Genomic DNA, 19,743 nt, shown 5'->3' with positions numbered 1-19,743 from the left:
GGCTGGGCCGGGCGTCGGGGCTGGGGTTACTGGTCCGCGGCGCGGCGGCGTTCGAGGCCTTCGAGGATCAGGTCGAGGGCGAACTCGAACTCGAACTGGTCGTCGCAGAAGCCCAGGGTGCCGTCCGGATCGTCGTGGACGGCCGCCGCGACCATCCCGGCGAGGTGGGGGAACCGGTCGGCCATCTCGGCGGTCCCGGCGTCAGCCGCCTCGGCCGGCCGGGGGGCGCCGGGAGTGAACAGCTCCTGCGTGAAGCCCAGGGCGCGGCTGCCCAGGACGTGCAGCGTCCGATGGGCCAGGTCGTAGGAGAACCCGCCCGCCCGCAGCACCCCGACGACATGGTCGTAGTAGGCGATGACCAGCGGGCTCGTGGTGGTGCGGCTTTCGAGGACCTGCGGGGCCCAAGGGTGGCGGAGGAAGACGTCCCGGGCGGCGAGGATCCGCGCGCGCAGCGCGGCCCGCCAGTCCCGGTCCGGGGGCGGCGCCTCGACGCTCTCCACCGCCGCCATGACCTCGCCGAGGACCACCTCGACGATGCCGTCGAGGACCGCCTCCTTGTTGGCGACGTGGTGGTACAGCGACATCGCCTCGACCCCGACCTCCTGCGCGAGCCGGCGCATGGTGAGCGCGCCGAGGCCGTCGCGGTCGGCGAGCGCCACGGCCGCCCGCAGCACCCGCCCGCGGCTCAGCGGGATGCGCGGCTGCTCGGCCACCTCGTCGGCGCCGGTCCGTAGGGTCATGGATGGATCGTCCTCCCGGCGAACTCGCTCCCCGTACACGGTAAGCCTCTACCCGTACACGGTAAGTCTGCCTGCTCCCGGCTGTGCAACGGCTGCCAGTGTCCGGCGGATTTACCGTCCTATGTCACAGGACGCTGCCATCATCGACGGGCCATGCCAACGACGACCCTCCCGGAGAAGCCATGCTCAAGGTGACGCACGACGGCGTCGACTGGATCGACGGAGACGGCAGCGGCCCGCTCGGCGAGCTCTTCTGCCTCACCTTCGTCAAGGGAGTCGATGAGACCGAGGCGCTGACACGGCTGGGCGGCCTGCCGGACACGATGCGTCCCCGCACTCTGGAAGAGGCGGACGAGGCGCTCAGATCATTCGAGGCGGCCTACACGCGTTACGCGTTCGCGCTGAACCTGGGCGGCTGGACGGTGCTGATCGAGCCCAGCGGCTTCCGGGGGACGCTCGACGAGCCGCTGGCGGCGCTGTCCCGGGGCACCGAGGCGGTGGCGGTGTCGCGGAACGACTACGGCGACCACGCCTTCCGGTACGCCGTCGACGGCACGCTCGTCACCGGATTCGAGCCGACCTGGCCTGACGACCGATGGGGGACCGACCCCGACCGGCTGCTCGGGCAGATGCGCGCGGTGGGCCTGGACCTGGACATCGATGGCGAAGACGACGCAGACGACGCAGACGACGCAGACGGCGATGACGGCGATGGCGGTGATGACCGCGATGGCGGGCCCGAGCACGACGACGGCGCCGTGCCGAGCGCCTACGTCCCGGCGCTGCTGCTCGCGGGCCTGATCACCGGCGCCGTCCCGCATCCGGACGCGCTGGCCGGGGAGCTGACCTCCGCCGAGATCGCGCCCTGGTTCACCGACGCGCCGCCCACGCACTCCTACGGACCCACCGATCCGGCCATGATCGCGGCGATCCAGGCCGCCTCGCCGGACGTGCTCCGCGCGGTCGTCGCGCGCGAGACGATGCGGCTGGCCTCCGTCCTCGGCCTGGACGCAACGCCCGGCCTCGCGGAGGCGGTCGCCGCGGCCGGGCGCGGCGAGCCGGTCACCGTGTCGCCCGAGTCCGAGCTCGGCACGCACGTCCGGTCCTGGCTGTGGCAGGCGCGCCAGGCCGGTGGACCGCCCGACGAATCGATCGCTCCCGTCGAGATGGACGCCGACGAGCAGAACACCGGGACCCTGCGGCACTGGTTCACCATCGTGCTGAACGCCGCGCTGTGGCCCGAGCCGCACGCCGCGGCCGGCGTCGCGCTCAGCGCGCTCACCGACGGGCCCGCCGAGCTGCGCGACCCCGCCGCGGAGGCCGCCGTCCTGCGCACCCTCCGCGGCGACGCCTAGGGGCCTGCGGGTTCAGTCGCGGGGCTGGACGGAGATGTCGCGGAACTCGACCTCCGCGTCCTCGGTGTAGAGGCCGACGGAGCCCGACGTGTACGGACGTTCCGCGTCGGTGAACTCGGTCACGTGCCGCCCGTCCACCCGGACGCTCATGGTGGCGCCGTCATGGACGACGCTGACCCTGTTCCACCGGCCGATGGCGAACGCGCGGTCGCCGGTGGCGAGGAACCGCTGGCCTCCCCGGTAGGCGGGATCGCGCTTGCCCAGCTCCCAGCCCGTGGGCTTCAGGATGAAGTAGTAGAAGTGGTGCTCGTCGGAGTAGGCCCAGACGACCCACGCCGCCTCCCAGGGGTTGGGGGCCCGGTCGCGCAGCTGGGCGACGGTGCGGGCGCGCAGCCGGAAGGTCATGCGCCCGTACCGGGCCTGGGACACGACGAGGCCCGCGTGCGTCTCCGCCGGGTCGGTGGCCGGTTTCGGCCGCAGCGAGATCACCCCGCCGCGGGTGCCGTTGACGCCGTGGCCGTCGAACACCGCCCGCCAGGAGTGGTGGACGCTGCCGTCCCGCCACCGGACGAACCGGTCCCCGCCGCGGTCGAGCACGGCGGTCACGGCGGCGACGGCGAGCAGGGCGGCCAGGGCGAGCGCCGGTGACCAGCGGAAGGCCCGGGGCGTGGCGGAGGGCGACATGGCTGCCATCATGCGGCACGGCTCAGTCCCGTGCCGCGGGGCGCAGGGCATCGGGGCGGAGGCAGTCGCGGACCAGCGCGTCCATGATCCGCTCGGCGGCGCGGCCGTCGCCGAACGGGTTGACCGCGCGGGCCATCCGGTCGCGTTCCGCGGGGTCGTCCAGCAGCAGGGACGCCGCCGCGTGGACCTCGCCGGGGTCGGTACCGACGAGCCGCGCCACCCCGGCGTCGATCGCCTCGGGACGTTCGGTGGTGGAGCGCAGCACCAGCACCGGCTTGCCCAGGCTCGGCGCCTCCTCCTGGACGCCGCCGGAGTCGGTGAGGACGAGGTCGCACGCGGCCAGCGTCGCGGTGAAGTCGGGGTAGCCGAGCGGCTCGCAGATCGTGATGCCGGGATGCCCGGACAGGCCCGGGAGCAGGGCCTCGCGCACCGCCGGGCTCTTGTGCAGCGGCAGCAGCACCTCGCAGTCGCCCCGGTCGGCGAGGCGGCGCACGGCCCCCGCGAGGCCGCGCATCCCGCCGCCCTGGTTCTCGCGGCGGTGCAGGGTCACGAGGATCCGCTTGCCGGTCGTCCGGAACGCCGCCTCGCCCCTGTCCTGGCGGAGCATCCAGTGGAGGTTGTCGATGACGGTGTTCCCGGTCGTCTGGACGCCCGGCCCCGCGATCCCCTCGGCGCGCAGGTGCTCGGCGGCGCGCTCGGTCGGCGCGAAGTGCCAGCGGGCGATGCGCGCGATCAGCCGGCGGTTCAGCTCCTCGGGGAACGGGTTGTACAGGTTGCCGGTCCGCAGCCCCGCCTCGACGTGCGCGACGGGGATCTGCTCGTAGGACGCGGCGAGCGCGCCGCACAGCGCGGTGGTCGTGTCGCCCTGGACGAGCACCACGTCGGGACGCTCGTCGCGCAGGACGGTGTCGAGCGCGGTGACGAGCCTCCCGGTGAGCCCGGACAGCCGCTGCCGGTCCCGCATCACGGCGAGGTCGGTGTGCGCCTTGACGTCCAGGGCCGCCAGCATCGGCGCGAGCATTTCGCGGTGCTGGCCGGTGCTCACCACGAGCGGCTCGCAGAGCGGGGACGCGTCCATCGCCCGGACGACGGGCGCCAGCTTGATCGCCTCGGGCCGGGTGCCGAGCACGACCATGGCCCGGATCGGGGGCTCGGTCACGACGCCCCCCGACCGATTCCAGGCGGGATCACGCTGAGGGAGAACAGCCATCTCTGCTCCTCGCAGGCATGGTCGGACCGGGCGACGGCGAGACGGCCGCCGCGCGGCGGAAGGTCGGGGTGGGCTTGCGGTGGGGCGGGTGTCCGGCCGGGCCTGTCAGGTGCGTCAGGCCGGTCGGGTGCGTCGGGTCCGTGCGGTCTTCAGGTCCGTGCGGTCTTGAACCAGGTGTGCCTGCCGGTGAGGACGCGGCCGAGCGCCCACCAGCCGGAGACGAACCAGACGTAGCCGTAGATCACGTAGAGGTGCCCGAGCAGCAGCGAGTACGGCCTGCTCACCGGCTCACGCTTGCGGTAGACGAACGCGTAGGCGGCCGCGAGGCCGAAGGTCATGACGTAGAACCAGGGCAGCCACCACAGGGACAGGGCGCTGTGCCCGGTCCGGATCGAGGCGACGGCCGTGTCGCCGAGCATCAGCGCGAACGAGATCGGCAGCAGCGAGGTGAGCAGCAGCAGCGCCGGGCTCGACAGGTGGTACAGCAGGTCCGCCGCCGGCCGCGGCGCGATCTTGTGCAGGATCAGCGGCGTCAGGCGCGATGCCTGGATGTGCCCTTGGAACCAGCGGGACCGCTGCCTGAGCAGCCGCCCGAGCGTGAGCACGGCCTGCTGGTGGACGGCGGCCGTCCCGCAGTAGGCGTTCGTCCACCCGGCGGCGATCAGCCGGACGCCGAGGTCGAGGTCCTCGGTGAGGCAGTCGCTCCAGGGCTTCCCGGGCAGCGAGCGCAGCGCGGCGAGCCGCATGAACTGGCCGTTTCCGCCCATCCCGACGCTGCCGAGATGCCGCCGGGCGTTCTGGAATATCTCCCCGTAGACGACGAATTCCATGTCCTGCAGCCGCGCGAGAAGACGAATGTTGCGGTTGTACATGCGTACGCCCACCTGGACGGCACCGATGCCCGGATCGTTGAAGAATGGATCGACCTGTTCCGCCGCGTGATGGTCGAGGCGGCCGTCGGCGTCCACCACGCAAATGATGACGTCGTGCGGATCGCGCCCGTCCAGGACGTTGGTTTCGCTCAGCCATTCGAGTCCGGCGTTGAGCGCCGCGCCTTTTCCTTTGCGGGCATCCGGAAATCTGCGCCGGTAGAGGTGGATTCGGCCCGGTGCGGACGCCGCCGCGGCGGTGACGATTTGGGCCGTTCCATCGTCGGACGCGTCGTCCACCACGAGGACCAGAAAGTCCTCCAGCGGGAGTCCGGCGAGGCGTGCCAGGCTTTCGCCGATCACTTTCTCCTCGTTCAGGCACGCGAGCATGAAGACATAGGTTCGCTCCCTTCCCGTCTCGCGCGGATGCGGTGTCAGGCGCCGCGACAGCACGAACATTCCGCTGTTGTACGAGACCGCCAATACGATGATGGCAAGGCTGCCGGCCACCGCGAGCTGGCCGATCATGGCCATTCCCTGTGGCGCCTGGCCCTTACACCGGCCGCGGCGCGGATCCGCACACCGGCCAGGAAAAGGCCGAAAGCGGCCACGCAGTATAACCCGAAACCGATTCCGGTTATCTGCAGGAAAATTCGTGCCACCTGCATGACAGGTGTCTGATCAGGCGCCGCCACGATGCCGGTGAAGGCAAGTAGGACGCCGATGGAAGACTTTATGTACACCGCCATATACCCCCGTTTTCGTGCATGCCTGAGAGCGGAAGGGCCGCTTCTCCGTGGCTCCCCTTCCACGGGTGCGGGCCCCTCCGTGCCGTTCCACTCCGGGACTCGTCAAGTGTTCACTGGGAACGGTACCTCGAAGTAAAGTCCTGTCAAAGTCGAGAAGATGGAAAAGCCGCGGAACGGCCGGATCGTGCCAACGCCTCATCGAATATCCGGGCGGTGGTGCGGCATTCGGCCGGTTGTGCGGAGTTTTTCACTCTTCGTTAAGGACGTGGAGGCAGTTCCATGACCATGAAATGGCGCAGCCGAAAAGGCGCGGTCCTGCTCGCGGTGGTGGCCGCGCTGGCCGTGCCCGGGACGGCGACCGCCCAGGCCGCCCAGCCCGCACAGCCGGCCCACACCGCCGCTACCGGCCCCGGCGTGCGGCACGCCGGGCCGCACTCGCTCGGGCGCCCGGCGTCCGCGCTGAAGCTGAAGGACTGGGCCAGGGCCCAGCGGACGGCCGACCGGCTCCGGAGGCAGAAGCCGCCGGTGATCCGCCCGCTCAAGGGAGTCAGGCTCAGGCCGCCTTCCGCAACGGGGCCGCGGAAGGCCGCCGACGCCTCGGCTCTGGTGCTCTACGACACGGCCGGCCCGTACGGGTTCCTCGGCGAGCTGTACGGGATGGCCACCGCGAACCTGGCGGGCCACTTCGGCGCCGTCACGGCCAAGCCCGTCCAGCAGTACGCCGCCGGCGAGGTCGAGCAGCACACCGCCACGATCTACATCGGCTCCACCTACTACGGCGGTCCGGTCCCCGACGCCATCCCGGACGCGTTCTACGCCGACGTGGCCGGCACGGCCAAGCCCGTCGTGTGGATGAACGACAACATCTGGACGCTCGCCGGCAAGGTCGGCGTGCCCGCCTTCACCCGCAAGTACGGGTGGGACCCGACCCGGTCGTCCTTCGAGCCGGTCGGCAACGTGACCCGCGTCGACTACAAGAACGAGCCGCTCACCCGCACCATCCCGGCGGGCGGCGACGGCGGCATCCTGCGTCCCGCCATCACCGACCCGGCCGCGGTGACCACCCTCGCGACGGCCCATGACACGAGCACGACGCCGGTGACGACCTTCCCGTGGGCGATCAAGTCGGCGAACCTGACCTACCTCGGCGAGATCCCGTACACCTACACCAACGAGACCGACCGGCTCATCGCCTGGCACGACCTGCTCTTCGACGCGCTCGCACCGGAGACTCCCACCCGGCACCGCGCCCTCCTCCGCCTGGAGGACATCAGCCCCGCGAGCGACCCCGCCGACCTGATGGCCATCGCCCAGTACCTGGCCTCGCAGAACATCCCGTACGCGTTCCAGGTGATCCCCGTCTACACCGACCCCAAGGGCGTCTACAACGACGGCGTCCCGGAGACCATCACCCTGGCCCAGCGGCCGCAGGTCGTCGACGCGCTGAAGTACATGGCCGCCAACGGCGGACGGATCGTCGCGCACGGCTACACCCACCAGTACCAGGACGTCCAGAACCCCTACACCGGCGTGACCGGCGACGACTTCGAGTTCTTCCGCTCCCACATCGACGCGAACAACTCCGTCATCCTCGACGGACCCGTGCCGGAGGACTCCCTGGCCTGGGCGTCCCAGCGGGTCACCACGGGCAAGGCCCTCTACGAGCCGGCCGGGCTGCCCGTGCCCAACATCTGGACGACCCCGCACTACGCGGGTTCCGCCCTGACCTACGAGGCCGTCGAGCAGTCCTACGGCGCCCGCCTGGAGCGCAGCCTGTACTTCGCGGGCCAGCTCTCCGGCGCCCCCATCGACGGGCAGCGCTACATCGGCCAGTACTTCCCGTACCCGGTCCGTGACGTCGGCGGCGCGACCGTCCTGCCGGAGAACCTCGGGAACTACGAACCCGAGGCGCAGAACAACCACGCGCAGCGGCTCCCCGCCGACATCATCCGCGCGGCCCGCTACAACCTCGTGGTCCGCGACGGCTTCGCGAGCACCTTCTACCACCCGTACTTCGGGACGGGCCCGCTCACGGAGATCGTGACCGGCATCCGGGACCTCGGCTACACCTTCGTCGACCCGGCGAGCCTGGTCCCGTAAGGGGCGGCGGATCCTCCGGTGCCCCGACCGGACGTCACAGGTGACGAGCCGGGACGCGACCGGTGACGGCCGGGGCGCGCCTCCGGTGGCGCGCTCGGCGTCACCCGGGCCGCCACCAGCGCCGGAGGATCCGCTCCGCGGGCTTCCCGTGCGGCGAGTACGACAGGTCCGGCGGGGTTTCGGCCGCGCCGGGCCAGTCGTCCCACATCCACCAGTGGACGCCCGCCCACCACGACCGGCCGGTGCAGCTCGCGAGGAGGGCCTCGTAGGCGGCGGCCTGCTCCGCGGCCCCGTTCACCCGGCTGATGGCCCAGGCCCACGGCTCGGTCGTGGACCCGCGCTGGCTCACGTACCCGGCCTCGGTGAACAGGACGGGACGTCCCCGGCTCGCGGAGAAGCGCCCCACCCGCCGCAGGATCGGCTCCCACGCGCGCCGCAGTACGGCGACGTCGGTGGTCGGACGGCTCGCCAGCGGCCAGTAGGCGTCGATCCCGATCAGGTCGAGGGCGTCCCAGAACGCGACCCGCTCGTACTCGTCGTAGTTGGCGGCGTAGACGAGCGTCCCGTGGAATCTCGCGCGCACCGTCCGGACGACGGCCAGCCAGGGGCCCCGGTCGCCCGACAGCGCGGCGAGCTCGGTGCCGACCGACAGCGCGTCCGCGCCGGTCTCCCGCGCCAGGTCGGCGTAGTGCCCGATGAAGCGGGAGTAGGCGGCGTACCAGCGGTCCGCGTCCCGTGGCCTGATGGCGGCGCGGTCCTCGTCGCCGGGCAGGTCCACATGCGGTTTCAGCAGGACGCGCAGCCCGGCCCGCCGCGCAAGCCGGGCGATGTGGCGCACGCTGGCGTCGCTGGCCGTCTGCTGCGTGCGGCGCATCTCGCCGTCCCGCGGCGTCCGCTGGTACCAGGTCGGGTTGAGCTGGATCCAGGACGCGCCCGCAGCGGCGATCGACGCGACGTAGGCGCCCGCCTGCGGACCGGCGTAGTCGTCGGCGTCCCAGGAAGGCAGGGCGATCCCGTGCTGCCGTGCCTTCGAGGGATTCACCGGACGCTCACCAGGCCCCCCATCACCGGCCGACGAGCACGAGGCGACCGCGGACACGGCGACGGCGGCGGCGACGAGCGGCGCCGCCGCCCGCACTCCCCGGCTCCTCACCCGCCCCATTCCAGCCGAACCGGCGACGCGGTGCGAGCGAAGGCCGAACCTTGGCCGGAATGCGACAGGGCCGGTGCGCTAGGGATGCCCGGCCGCCGTTGCCGCCGTTCCCAGCGCGGTGACGTTCAGCAGGAGGTTGGGCGAGCCGGTACCGGGGTTGGAGATGACGCCGCGCTGCGCCGCGCTGACCACCGCGTTCCGTGCCTCCAGCGGCGTCGCGTCCGGGTGCTTCTCCAGGTAGAGCGCGAGCGCGCCGGCCGCGTGCGGCGTCGCCATCGACGTGCCGCCCAGCACCGTCGAGCCGGTGTCGGACCAGGCGTCCGCCGAGATGATGTCGCCGCCGGGTGCGAAGAGGTCGAGGCAGCGGCCGTAGTTGGAGAAGAAGGACACCCAGTCGCCCTGGTCCGTCGATCCGAGCGTGACGGCCTCGGACACGTCGCCGGGCGCGTCGCAGCCGTTCCGGGAATCGTTGCCGGCGGCGATCGCGAACTGGATGCCCGCGCGGATCGCGCCTCTGGTCGCCTCGCGGAACGCCTGCGGCTCGGGGGCGGGCGGGTCGGAGGCGATGCTCATGTTGCCCACGGCGGGCTTCTGCGCGTTCTTCGCCACCCACTCCAGACCCTGGATGGCCAGCCGGTCGGGGGAGTAGCCGTCGCAGTCCAGGACCCGCACCGCGACGATCTTGGCGTCCTTGGCCACGCCGTACTCCTCGCCGCCCGCGGTGCCCGCGACGTGCGTGCCGTGGCCGTGGCAGTCCTGCGCGGTGGTGTCCTTGTCGACGAAGTCGTAGCCGTCGACCGCCCTGCCCTCGAACGTCCGGTGGCTGATCCGGACTCCGGTGTCCAGGACGTAGACGCTGACGCCGGTTCCGGTGCCCGGGTAGTTGTAGGCGCGGTCCTGCTTGCCGTCGACGCGGTCCGTGCCCCAGCTCGGGGGATTGGGCTGCGTGCCGCCCCCGGCCGTGCGGACCATCACCGACTTCTGCACGTACCGCACCGCCGGATCGGCCGCCAGCCGCCGGGCCTGCCCGGCGGTCATGTCGGCGGCGAAACCGCGCAGCACGGCGCTGAAGACGCCCTGCACGGAGCCGCCATAACGGCGCGTCAGAACGTTCGCCTCGGCGGCCACCGGAGCGTCGGCTCCGGGCGCGAGGGACGTCGTGCCCTTCAGGGCGACGATGTACTGGCCGTCGACGGTGCCGGGCGCGTCCGCGTTGAGCACGGCGCCCTCGGCGGCGCCCGCCGGGGCGGCGAGCACACCGGCGCCGGCGGCGCTCAGCAGCGCGGTGACCATGATCAGGACCGGGTGGCGGGTCCCGGTGCGTTTCGGGTTCTTCCTGGCCGTTTCCATTCTCGTTCGCCTCCGTTGACCGTGGCGCGGCGGCCGGGAGCCGGGCCGCCGGGCCATAACACTAGGTTTTGGGCAAAGGGCGAACAATCCGACAAGATTGACTAAAAGGGGAGCTTCTTCCGTCAGTTCCCCGCGCCTCCGGTGCTCAGCGACCATTTCCGGGCCGCAGAAGAAGATCATTTAGCGGCGAACTCATATGCACCGGGAGCCCGAACTCCGGTGGCGGCGCCCGGCCCTCGGTCCTGGGCCCTCGGTCCTGGGCCCTCGGCCCCCTGATCGGCGGTGCGGTGGCGCGCGCGTAGGGTGAGGACCATGTCGGACACGGTGCATCGGCCGGAGCCGTTCACGCCGGAGACCGAGCCTTCGGCGCTTGAGGACCTCCGTGCGCGGCTCCGCGCGACGCGCTGGCCGGACGCGCCCGAGGACGCCGGCTGGTCGCTCGGAACCGACCTCGCCTACCTCCGCGAACTCGCCGCCTACTGGGCGGACGGGTTCGACTGGCACGCGCAGGAGGCGTCGCTCGCCCGGCTTCCCCGCTTCCGCGTCCGGCTCGGCGGCGGCCTGGGGATCCACTTCGTGCACGCCCGCGCCGCCGCACCGGCGGGGCCGGTCCTGCCGCTGGTCCTCAGCCACGGCTGGCCGGACTCGTTCTGGCGCTACGCGAAGGTCATCCCGCTGCTCACCGATCCGGGCGCGCACGGCGCCGACCCCGCCGACGCGTTCGACGTGGTCGTCCCCGACATTCCCGGTTACGGGTACTCCGACCGTCCCGCCGGACGGCCGCTCGACTCCATCGCCGTGGCCGGGCTGTGGGCCGAGCTGATGGGCGTCCTCGGCTACGAGCGGTTCGGCGCGGCGGGCGGGGACCTCGGCAGCCATGTGAGCCGCTACCTCGCGCTCGACCACCCGGACCGGGTCGTGGCCGTCCATCGCATGGACGGGGGCCTGCCCGTCTTCACCGGCGACCCGGCGGGCCTCACCCCCGAAGAGCGCGCCTGGTTCGCGACCGTCGCGGACTGGCGCGCCGCCGAGGGCGCCTACGGGGCCGTGCACCGGACGAAGCCGCAGACCGCCGCGTTCGGGCTCACCGACTCGCCGGCCGGGCTCGCCGCGTGGATCGTCGAGAAGCTCCGGGCGTGGAGCGACTGCGGCGGGGACGTCGAGCGGCGCTTCACCAAGGACGAGATCCTCACGAACGTCACGCTCTACTGGCTCACGGGCACGATCGGCTCGTCGATGCGCATGTACCACGCGAACGGCGAGATCCCGCCCGCCCAGCACGCCCGGCGGGTCGAGGTGCCGTCCGGGTTCTCGCTCTTCCGCGGCGACATCGTCCGGCCCCCGCGGGCGTGGCTCGAGCGGACCGCGAACGTGGTGCGCGTGACCGAGCCCGAGCGCGGCGGGCACTTCGCGCCGTTCGAGGAACCCGAGCTCTACGCCGAGGAACTCCGGGCCTTCTTCCGCCCCTTCCGGTCACTCTTCGCGACCGGCATTTAGCACATCGCCCGGCGACCCGCCAGCGGCCCGAGTGGCGGGCTCCGGCCATGACCGGCGTCGAAACCGATTCGGCGTCAAATTGGTAAAATCCATGCCGATTCATGAGCCGGCCGAGACGGACATTACTCGCATTCCAGGACTTCGACGGTATTTGGATCATCGTTTCCGCCACAGCCGTCACACGATCTCCTTCCTTCGGTAAGCCTCTTGTATCGCTCCGGCAAAAGGCCGTTGAGAAGCTCCGCTGGCGCCTACGGGGTTCCGTGGCTACGGTGTTCTCGTTCGCCGAATGCGCACATTTAATGATCGAAGGCGATAGATCGGAAAGACGGACGAGATCGCACCGCGAGCCGGACCGGAAAACCGGACGAAGCGGAAAGAAGGCGGCAACCCACCATGGCGGAATTCAATTTCAGCGTCTTCTCCGGCGCGACCTCCCCGGACGCCGGGGACGGCCGGCTGACCGAGGTCCTGGACCGGGCGCTCGCCGCGCTCCCCGGCGCCGCGCGCTGGACGGCGCGCCGCGGCGCCATGTGGTGCCACGTCGAACCCGAGGGCGGAGAGTGCCCTGCTCAGGGCTGGAAACTCCATGTCTCCGCCACGCCGGCGTCGGCCGCCGAGGTGCTCGCCCGCTCGCTCGCGGTGCTGCTGGCCGCGGGCTCCTCCTTCAAGTTCGCCGCCAGCCACGACCAGGTCGCGGCGCTCAACGCGCGCAACACCTCCCGCGGCCATTCGGGCAAGTTCATCACCGTCTACCCGCGGAACGATGACGAAGCCGTCCGGCTGGCCCTGGAATTGCACCGGGCGACGGAGGGCCTCGCCGGGCCGCGCATTCTGTCCGACCGGCCCTATGCCCCGGGAAGCCTCGTCCATTACCGGTACGGCGCCTTCGTCGAAGATCGCCGGATCACCAATGACGGGTTCTACGCGTGGATGATTCTCGACCCCGACGGCAATGCCGTCGAAGACCTCCGAACCGGAAGATACCTTCCTCCCTCCTGGGCAGAATGTCCCTTCCCGGAGCACCGACCGGCCGGTCAACCCCCGGGCGGCAGGAGTGAGATTCTGATCGGGACGCGTTTCGCCGTCCGCGAGGCGATCCGCCACACCAACAAGGGCGGCGTGTACCGCGCGGTCGACACCCGGACCGGCGACCCGGTGGTGATCAAGGAGGCGCGCCCGCACGTGGCCGCCGACGAGAACGGGGCGGACGTCCGCGACCGCCTCCGCACCGAGGCCCGGGCGCTCGCCGCGATCGAGCACCTGGGGCTGGCGCCCCGCCCGGTCGAGCTGTTCACCCAGAGCGGCCACCTGTTCCTGGCGCAGGAGATGATCCCGGGAACGACGCTGCGGCAATGGACGGCCGACCTCATCGCGGACCGCGGCTGGGGGCCGCACCTGCCCGGGGCGCTGGAGATGGCGCGCCGGCTGACCGCGCTGCTGATCGAGGCGCACGGCGCCGGGCTGGTCCTGCGCGACTTCAACCCGAACAACGTCATGGTCCGGCCGGACGGCACGCCCGTCCTCATCGACCTGGAGCTGGCGGTCACCGCCGGAGACCCCGAACCGGCGCCGCTGCGCGCGGGCACCCCCGGGTACGCCGCGCCCGAGCAACTGGACGGGGCCGCCCCGCACCCTACGGCCGACTACTTCGGCCTCGGCGCGACGCTCTGCCATGTGATCACCGGCGGCCCGCCCTACCTCCTGGAGGAGCGCCCCGCGACGAGGCCAGGGACGGAACGGCTCGCGGAGTGGCTGCGGGCCCGCACCCGCGACCTGAAGCCGCCCGCCTCCGTGACCGCCCTGCTCCTGGGGCTGATGGCCGACGACCCCGCCGAACGCTGGTCACCGGAGCAGGCCCGCGAAGCGCTCGCGCCGTCCCTGACCGTCGCCGCGCCGGACGTCCCGCCGCCCGACGACGGCCCGGAGTGGCTGCGGGAGCAGAGCCGGCAGGCCGTCACCGGAATCGTCGGGTACCTGCTGGCGTCGATGACGCGCGGGGACGGCGGCGCCCTGTGGCCCGCGTCCTGCGTGCACGGAGCGCCCGACCCGTGCAGCGTCCAGCACGGCGCCGCCGGGGTCCTGGGCGCGCTGGTCCGCTGCCACGAGCTCGCCGCCGCACCCGTCCCCGGCCTCCCGGAGGCGATCGCCGACGCGAGCCGGTGGATCCTCGCGCGGCTGGACGACGGCACGCCGCGTCCCGCCGGGCTGTACTTCGGGACCGCCGGCGCCGCGTGGGCCGTCCTCGACGCCGGGCTCGCGCTGGACGACGCCGGCCTGGTCGGCGGCGCGCTGGCCGTCGCCGACCGGCTGCCCCTCGCCGCGCCCGGCCCCGACGTCACCCACGGGACGGCGGGCCTCGGCCTGACCGCCCTCCACCTGTGGGCCCGCACCGGGCACGAGCAGTACGCCCGCCGGGCCGTCGCGGCCGCCGACGCGCTGGTCGCGGGCGCCGAGCAGGGGCCGGAGGGGCTCGGCTGGAGCACGCCCGCCCAGCACGCGTCCAAGCTCGCCGGGAAGCGGTACCACGGGTTCGCGCACGGCATCGCCGGGGTCGGGTACTTCCTGATCGCCTGCGCCGAGGCGACCGGCCGCGACGACTACCGGAACCTCGCCGTCACCGCCGGGGAGAACCTGCTGGACACGGCGGACGCCGCCGAACGGTCGGCGATGTGGGGCGCCGGTCCGGGCGACGCGCCGACGGCGCCCTACTGGTGCCACGGCGCCGCGGGGATCGGCGCGTTCCTCGCCCGTCTGGGCGGCGCGACGGGCGACGAACGGTTCGTCCACTGCGCCGAGCGCTCCGCGCGCGCGGTCATGGAGCACCGCTGGCGCGCGCCGCTCGGCCAGTGCCACGGGCTGTCCGGCAACGGCGACTTCCTGCTCGACATGGCGGCGCTCACCGGCGCCGACCGCCACCACGACGCCGCCTGGCGGCTCGCCGAGATCGTCGTCGCGAACCGCGCGCACCGCGACGGGCACATCGCGTTCCCCGACGAGTTCGGCCAGGTCTCGGTGACCTGGGGCGACGGCATGAGCGGCATTTTGGCCTTCCTGCTCCGGCTGCTGCACGGCGCCCCCCGCCTGTGGACGGCCGACACCTCCATCCGTGTGGACGCGACCGCGGCGGCCGGTTCGGGGCGGCCGTCATGAAGGCCGTGCCGAGCCGGTTCGGGTTCGCGTTCTCGGCGGGCGGCCGGTGGGCCGCGTGCCTGAGCGCCGTCGACGACGACGTCACCCTCGAACGATGGGACCTGGCGTGTCCCGCGCCGACCAGCCGCGCGCTCGACCGCCCCGCCGCCGCCGCCCGTTCGGCGGTCGACCGGGGGTGCGGCGCGCTGCCGCTGGACGACGGCCGCGTCCTCGTCGTCCGGCCTGCGACGGACGCCCACGGGGTACCCGCCGGGCACGGAACCGTGCTCGCGGTGGGACCGGCCGGGCCCGGGCTCCAGGTCACCCGGACCTGGCCGGTCCCGTCCATGCTCGGCGGGTTCCTGCTCGCCGGGCCCGGACCGGGGCGGTCGGTCCTGCTCGTCACCGTCGAGGACGCCCGCACCTCCCGGATCTGGCAGCTGACCGCGTCCGGCCTCAAGACGGTCCTGCGGATCCCCGGGGTGCTCGCCGGAGGCGTCTGGGTGGACGGCGGCCGCACCCTCGCCCTCGACCACACCGCACCGGGCCAGCGCACCGACGGCATCATCGTCGACCTGCGCGAGCGCGCCTGGCGCCGGATCTGGTCGGTGTCCGGCACCTCGACCGACCGCATCGCGGCGTGCAGCCGCCGCTCGGGCGTCCTGGCCGTCACGACCACGGCGCCGGGCGTCCAGCAGCCGGGGACCGAGCAGATCGGGCTGCGGTTCCCGGACGGCGGCCCCGTCCGGTTCCCCGAGACGCTCAACCGGCCGCCCCGGCTCCGGACGCCGCTGGCCTTCGACACCACCGGCGCGCGCCTGCTCGTCAGGGAGATCCACGGCGCGGTGGCGCGGCTCGCCGTGTACAGCCCGGTGGCGGACCGGCTCACGCCCGTCCCCGGCCCGCGCGGGATGGTCTGGGGGCCCGCCCGGTGGGCGGACGACGGCCGGATCCATGTGCGGTTCGCCGCTCCGCACCGCCCGCCCACCCTGGCGACCGTCCCGGCCCCGGCGCGACCCACCTGGTCACTGGCCCCGGACGCCCCCGGAGCCGGAGGCGGGAGCGGTGGCTGGCGGCGGGCCGAGCTGATGGAGCTGCCCGGGGCGGCGGGGCCGATCGAGACGATCGTCTACGGCGACCTGAAGCGGCCGCGCCTGGTGCTGGCCCTGCACGGCGGCCCCCTGTCCGCCTGGCGGTTCGAGTTCGAGCCGCTGTTCCAGCACCTGGCCGCCGCCGGCGCGGCCGTCGTCGCGCCCAACTACCGGGGCAGCACCGGCTACGGCGAACGGCACCTGCGGCCGGTCATCGGCGACTGGGGCGGCCCCGACCTGGACGACGTCATCCATCTGGCGAACGCCATCAGCCGTGACCGCGACGCCGCGGGGCTGCCCCGCCCGATCCTGCTCGGCGGAAGCTACGGCGCCTACCTCGCCCTCCTCGCGGCCTGCCGGTCGCCGGAGCTGTGGTCGGGCTGCGCGGCGCTCGCGCCCTTCACCTCGGCGGACGGCCTGCGGGCCGCCGCGCCCGGCGCGGTCCGCGAGCGCGTCGCGCGGCTGAGCCGGTGCGCGACCGGCGAACCGGTGTCCGGGCGCGACGTCCTGCGGGCGTGCGCGTCGATCACCGCGCCGCTGCTGATCGCCCACGGCACCCGGGACGAGGTCGTCCCGGTCGGGCAGTCCCGGGCGCTGCGGCGGCGCCTCCTCGAACTCGGCAGGACCGAAGGAGCCGACTTCGTCTACCTGGAGGTCGACGACGACCATCACGGCGTCGTCCAGGCATGGCCCGCGGTCCTGCGCGAAGCGGTGGTCCGCTTCTGCCTCACGGCGGAGCGGACCTACGCCACCGGAAAGGAAAGGAGGTGAAGTCATGGACACGTTCGACGGTGACCTCGTTGCCGCTCTTCAGGAGCTGCCCGAGTCGGACCCCATCGAGATCGAGGGGATCCAGCTCGGTGGCACGTGCGCGTGCGTCGGCCTGCTGACGCTGCTCAACACCGTGTGCGTCGGCATCTCTTGCGCATAGTCCTGCGCACCCCATGCGGAACCCGGGACCCCTGAGAGACCCCGGCCCGCAGAACCCCGGTCACGGACCGGCTGATGCCGGTCCGTGACCGGACCCACACACGAGTCTAGAAGACGCCGCGCGAACGGAACAGAGAGGACGAGGTGGCCCGGAAACCGACAGCCCTCGCCGCCGGTGCGGGCGCGTCCGCCGTCCTGCGCGCCGGTGGACGGCGGCTGCTGCGCGAGGCCGTCCGCCGCTTCCGGGTGCGGATGGCGCTGCTGTCGGTGCTCACGGCGATCCGCGTCGCGGCGATGCTGGCCACGCCGGTGATGCTGGCCAGGGCCGTCGACGCCGCCCACACCCAGGAGAATCTGGGCGCCGCCACGGCGCAGCTCGCCGTCACCCTGGGCATCGCGCTCCTCGCCGACGCGGCGGAGGACGTCGTCGGCGCCTACTGCGGCAGCCACATCACCGTCTGGCTCCGGCACCGGCTGCTCGCGCGGGTACTCGCGCTGGGGCCGCAGGGCCGGAGGCGCTTCCCCACCGGCGACGTGCTGTCCCGGCTCACCGAGAGCGCGTCCGGGCCTTCGGCGTTCCCCGTCCTCGCGGTGACGGCGGCGGCGGCGCTGGCGACCACGGTGGGCGCCGTGACCGCCCTCGCCCTGATCGACTGGTGGCTCGCCGTGGCGTTCGCGGCGGGCGCGGCGCCGCTGATCGTGGTGCTGCGCCTGTTCGTCGCCCAGGCGACCGAGCCGTTCGCGCGTTACCAGGCCGGCCAGGCGGCGATCGCGACCCGGCTGCTGGACGCCCGGCAGGGCATCCGGACGATCCAGGCGAGCGGCACCGCCGCCACCGAGGTCCGGCGGATCCTCGCGCCGCTTCCCGGACTGCGCCGGGCGGGCGAGGAGACCTGGGCGGTGCAGGGCCGGGTCAGCCGCCGCCTCGCGCTCCTCGCGCCCCTCACCCAGGTCCTGGTGGTCGGCGTCGCCGGAATGCGCCTGTCCACGGGCGACGTCACCCCCGGCCAGCTCGTGGCGAGCGTGTCCTATGCCGCGATGGCCGTCGCGTCGGCGTCCCTTTTCGACACCTTCGTCGCGCTGCTCAACTGCCAGGTCGGCGCGGGCCGGGTCGGCGAGGTGCTGGCGGCCGTCCCAGCGGTGCGGCCGCCGGCCCACCCGGCGCCGTTCCCGGACGGCCCGGGACGGCTCCGGCTGCGGCGGGTCACCGTCCGGGCCGGGGGCCGGGCCGTGCTCGACGGCCTCGACCTGGACGTCCCGCCCGGCGCCATCGTCGCCGTCGTCGGCGCGTCCGGGACGGGGAAGAGCCTGCTCGTGTCGGCCATAGGACGGCTCCTCGACCCCGACGACGGGGTCGTCGAGCTCGACGGCGTGCCCGTGACCGATCTTCCGCTCCCACGGTTGCGGCACGCCGTCACCTATGCCTTCGAGCGCCCCGCGCTGCTCGGCGCCACGGTGCACGACACGATCGCCTATGCCCGTCCCGGCGCGACACGCGCCGAGGTCCGCCGCGCCGCGCGGGCGGCGGCGGCCGACGATTTCATCCGGGCGCTCCCCGACGGGTACGACACCCCGCTCGACCGCGCGCCCTTCTCCGGCGGCGAGCTGCAGCGGCTCGGCCTGGCCAGGGCCGCTCTCAGCGACGCCAGGATCGTCGTCCTCGACGACGCCACCAGCAGCCTCGACACCGCCACGGAGCTGAAGGTCACCCAGGCGCTGCGGCGCGTCCTGGCCGGACGGACCAGCCTCGTCGTGGCCCGCCGCCCGGCCACGGCCGCCCGCGCCGACCTCGTCGCGTGGCTCGACGCGGGCCGGATCCGCGTGCTGGCGCCCCACGCCGAGCTCTGGCCGGACCCCGGCTACCGCGCCGTGTTCGCGACCCGTCCGACCACCGCACGGGAAGCGGCAGGCACATGACGGCGGTGCCTGCCGCGCGCCTCCTGCACCGGCACGTCCGGGGGCAGTGGGCGGCGATGCGGCGGCTCGCCGCGTGGTCGGCGGTCGAGGCCGTCCCGGCGTTCGCCTCCGGGCTGCTCCTGGCCCGCGCCATCGACCACGGCTTCCTCGCGGGCCGTCCGCTCTCCGGCCTGGCCTGGCTGGCGGCCCTCGCCGCCCTGTACGTGGTCGGCGCCGTTGCGACGGGACGGATCTACCCGTGGCTCGCCGCGACCGTCGAGCCGCTCCGCGACTCCCTGGTGGAGGAGGTCGTGACCGCGGTCCTGCGCCGGGGGGCGTCGTCCGGCATGGCGGGCGCCGGGGTCTCCCAGGTCACCGAGCAGGCCGAGGCCGTCCGGGCGCTGCTCGGGTCGGCGCTGCGCAACGTCCGGCAGCTGCTGTCGGCCGGTGTCGCCGCGCTCGCCGGGCTGGCCCTGCTCTCCCCGCGCCTGGCGCTGGTGGCCGCCGTCTCGGTCGCGCTCGGGCTGGGGATCTTCGTCGCGTTCGTCGGGGTCCAGGTCCGGCGGTACCGGGCGGTCGTGGTGCGGGCCGAGGAGATCGGCGAGGCGGCGGCGGTGGTCGTGCACGGCGTCCGCGACGTCGTCGCCTGCGCCGCCGAGGACCGCGCGCTCTCCACGGTCGGGCGGGTCGTCGACGCCCAGGCACGGGCCCTGCGCGCCTACGCCCGGACGCGCCTGGTCCGCATCCCCGTGCTGGCGTTCGGGGTGCACGTTCCGCTGCTCGCGCTGCTCCTGCTGTCCCCCTACCTGACGGAGCACCAGGGGTTCACGGCGGGGGAGATCGCGGGCGCGGTCGCCTACCTGGTCACCGGGTTGCAACCGGGCATCACCGTCCTCGTCGACGCGGGAGGGACGCTGCTGCTCAGCCTCGCCGTCGTCCTCGGCAGGCTCTCCGAGGTCTGCGCCGCCGAGGTCCGCACCACCGGCC

Annotated in this window: 13 protein-coding genes and 1 pseudogene; 8 read left to right on the top strand and 6 right to left on the bottom strand. The window is 73.4% G+C overall.

Features of this window, described 5'->3' with window-relative positions; all coding sequences use genetic code 11:
• Positions 1-26: 26 nt before the first annotated feature.
• Positions 27-740: a TetR/AcrR family transcriptional regulator C-terminal domain-containing protein gene (locus E1264_RS24070; RefSeq protein WP_132177238.1), complete on the bottom strand. Its 714-nt coding sequence runs from the start codon at positions 738-740 to the stop codon at positions 27-29.
• A gap of 182 nt (positions 741-922) precedes the next feature.
• Here E1264_RS24070 and E1264_RS24065 point away from each other — a divergent pair, with 182 nt between their 5' ends.
• On the top strand, positions 923-2,095 hold the full coding sequence (locus E1264_RS24065) for a DUF6461 domain-containing protein (RefSeq protein ID WP_132177236.1): 1,173 nt from the start codon (positions 923-925) through the stop codon (positions 2,093-2,095).
• A 12-nt stretch (positions 2,096-2,107) separates the two neighbouring features.
• Here the strand turns inward: E1264_RS24065 and E1264_RS24060 are convergent, their stop codons facing one another.
• From E1264_RS24060 to E1264_RS24050, 3 genes are all read right to left on the bottom strand, one after another.
• Positions 2,108-2,779 carry a family 16 glycoside hydrolase gene (locus tag E1264_RS24060; protein ID WP_132177234.1) on the bottom strand — a complete coding sequence of 224 codons (672 nt, stop codon included), beginning with the start codon at positions 2,777-2,779 and terminating at the stop codon, positions 2,108-2,110.
• 22 nt (positions 2,780-2,801) lie between these two features.
• On the bottom strand, positions 2,802-3,938 hold the full coding sequence (wecB, locus tag E1264_RS24055) for a UDP-N-acetylglucosamine 2-epimerase (non-hydrolyzing) (RefSeq protein WP_207936118.1): 1,137 nt from the start codon (positions 3,936-3,938) through the stop codon (positions 2,802-2,804).
• A gap of 200 nt (positions 3,939-4,138) precedes the next feature.
• Positions 4,139-5,386, bottom strand: coding sequence for a glycosyltransferase family 2 protein (locus E1264_RS24050; protein WP_132177232.1), 1,248 nt, complete (start codon positions 5,384-5,386; stop codon positions 4,139-4,141).
• A gap of 500 nt (positions 5,387-5,886) precedes the next feature.
• On the opposite strand from E1264_RS24050, the gene E1264_RS24045 reads away from it, so the two are divergent.
• Positions 5,887-7,707, top strand: a complete 1,821-nt coding sequence (locus tag E1264_RS24045) for a polysaccharide deacetylase family protein (protein WP_132177230.1) — start codon at positions 5,887-5,889, stop codon at positions 7,705-7,707.
• 100 nt (positions 7,708-7,807) lie between these two features.
• On the opposite strand, the gene E1264_RS24040 is transcribed toward E1264_RS24045, so the two are convergent.
• Both E1264_RS24040 and E1264_RS24035 read right to left on the bottom strand, forming a co-directional pair.
• Positions 7,808-8,845, bottom strand: coding sequence for a hypothetical protein (locus tag E1264_RS24040; RefSeq protein ID WP_207936117.1), 1,038 nt, complete (start codon positions 8,843-8,845; stop codon positions 7,808-7,810).
• Positions 8,846-8,938: 93 nt separating this feature from the next.
• A complete protein-coding gene (locus E1264_RS24035; protein WP_165964341.1) occupies positions 8,939-10,210 on the bottom strand; it encodes a S8 family peptidase in 1,272 nt (423 codons plus the stop codon).
• Between the two features lie 312 nt (positions 10,211-10,522).
• Between E1264_RS24035 and E1264_RS24030 the strand changes: the two genes are divergently transcribed.
• From E1264_RS24030 to E1264_RS24010, 6 genes and pseudogenes are all read left to right on the top strand, one after another.
• Complete coding sequence (locus E1264_RS24030; RefSeq protein WP_132177224.1) at positions 10,523-11,707, top strand: epoxide hydrolase family protein; 1,185 nt, start codon at positions 10,523-10,525, stop codon at positions 11,705-11,707.
• 396 nt (positions 11,708-12,103) lie between these two features.
• Entirely contained in the window at positions 12,104-14,860 is a 2,757-nt protein-coding gene (gene lanL / locus E1264_RS24025) for a class IV lanthionine synthetase LanL (RefSeq protein WP_132177222.1), read from the top strand.
• A complete protein-coding gene (locus E1264_RS24020; protein WP_132177220.1) occupies positions 14,857-16,701 on the top strand; it encodes an alpha/beta fold hydrolase in 1,845 nt (614 codons plus the stop codon). The genes lanL and E1264_RS24020 overlap by 4 nt, the downstream gene beginning before the upstream one ends.
• Before the next feature lie 4 nt (positions 16,702-16,705).
• Positions 16,706-16,861: a VenA family class IV lanthipeptide gene (locus E1264_RS43615; protein ID WP_165964340.1), complete on the top strand. Its 156-nt coding sequence runs from the start codon at positions 16,706-16,708 to the stop codon at positions 16,859-16,861.
• 143 nt (positions 16,862-17,004) lie between these two features.
• On the top strand, positions 17,005-18,777 hold the full coding sequence (locus E1264_RS24015) for an ABC transporter ATP-binding protein (RefSeq protein WP_132177218.1): 1,773 nt from the start codon (positions 17,005-17,007) through the stop codon (positions 18,775-18,777).
• Positions 18,774-19,743: pseudogene (locus tag E1264_RS24010) on the top strand (ABC transporter ATP-binding protein); the annotation flags it as partial. The gene E1264_RS24015 and the pseudogene E1264_RS24010, both read left to right, overlap by 4 nt.

This window comes from Actinomadura sp. KC216 (assembly GCF_004348535.1).
Taxonomy (GTDB): domain Bacteria; phylum Actinomycetota; class Actinomycetes; order Streptosporangiales; family Streptosporangiaceae; genus Spirillospora.
This window is presented reverse-complemented; position numbering and strand designations above follow the sequence as displayed.

Coding starts and splice junctions, on each gene's coding strand:
- E1264_RS24035 (WP_165964341.1), bottom strand. CDS start 10,210: ATGGAAACGGCCAGGAAGAACCCGAAACGCACCGGGACCCGCCACCCG.
- E1264_RS24060 (WP_132177234.1), bottom strand. CDS start 2,779: ATGTCGCCCTCCGCCACGCCCCGGGCCTTCCGCTGGTCACCGGCGCTC.
- E1264_RS24070 (WP_132177238.1), bottom strand. CDS start 740: ATGACCCTACGGACCGGCGCCGACGAGGTGGCCGAGCAGCCGCGCATC.
- lanL (WP_132177222.1), top strand. CDS start 12,104: ATGGCGGAATTCAATTTCAGCGTCTTCTCCGGCGCGACCTCCCCGGAC.
- E1264_RS24065 (WP_132177236.1), top strand. CDS start 923: ATGCTCAAGGTGACGCACGACGGCGTCGACTGGATCGACGGAGACGGC.
- E1264_RS24030 (WP_132177224.1), top strand. CDS start 10,523: ATGTCGGACACGGTGCATCGGCCGGAGCCGTTCACGCCGGAGACCGAG.
- E1264_RS24020 (WP_132177220.1), top strand. CDS start 14,857: ATGAAGGCCGTGCCGAGCCGGTTCGGGTTCGCGTTCTCGGCGGGCGGC.
- E1264_RS43615 (WP_165964340.1), top strand. CDS start 16,706: ATGGACACGTTCGACGGTGACCTCGTTGCCGCTCTTCAGGAGCTGCCC.
- E1264_RS24050 (WP_132177232.1), bottom strand. CDS start 5,386: ATGATCGGCCAGCTCGCGGTGGCCGGCAGCCTTGCCATCATCGTATTG.
- E1264_RS24045 (WP_132177230.1), top strand. CDS start 5,887: ATGACCATGAAATGGCGCAGCCGAAAAGGCGCGGTCCTGCTCGCGGTG.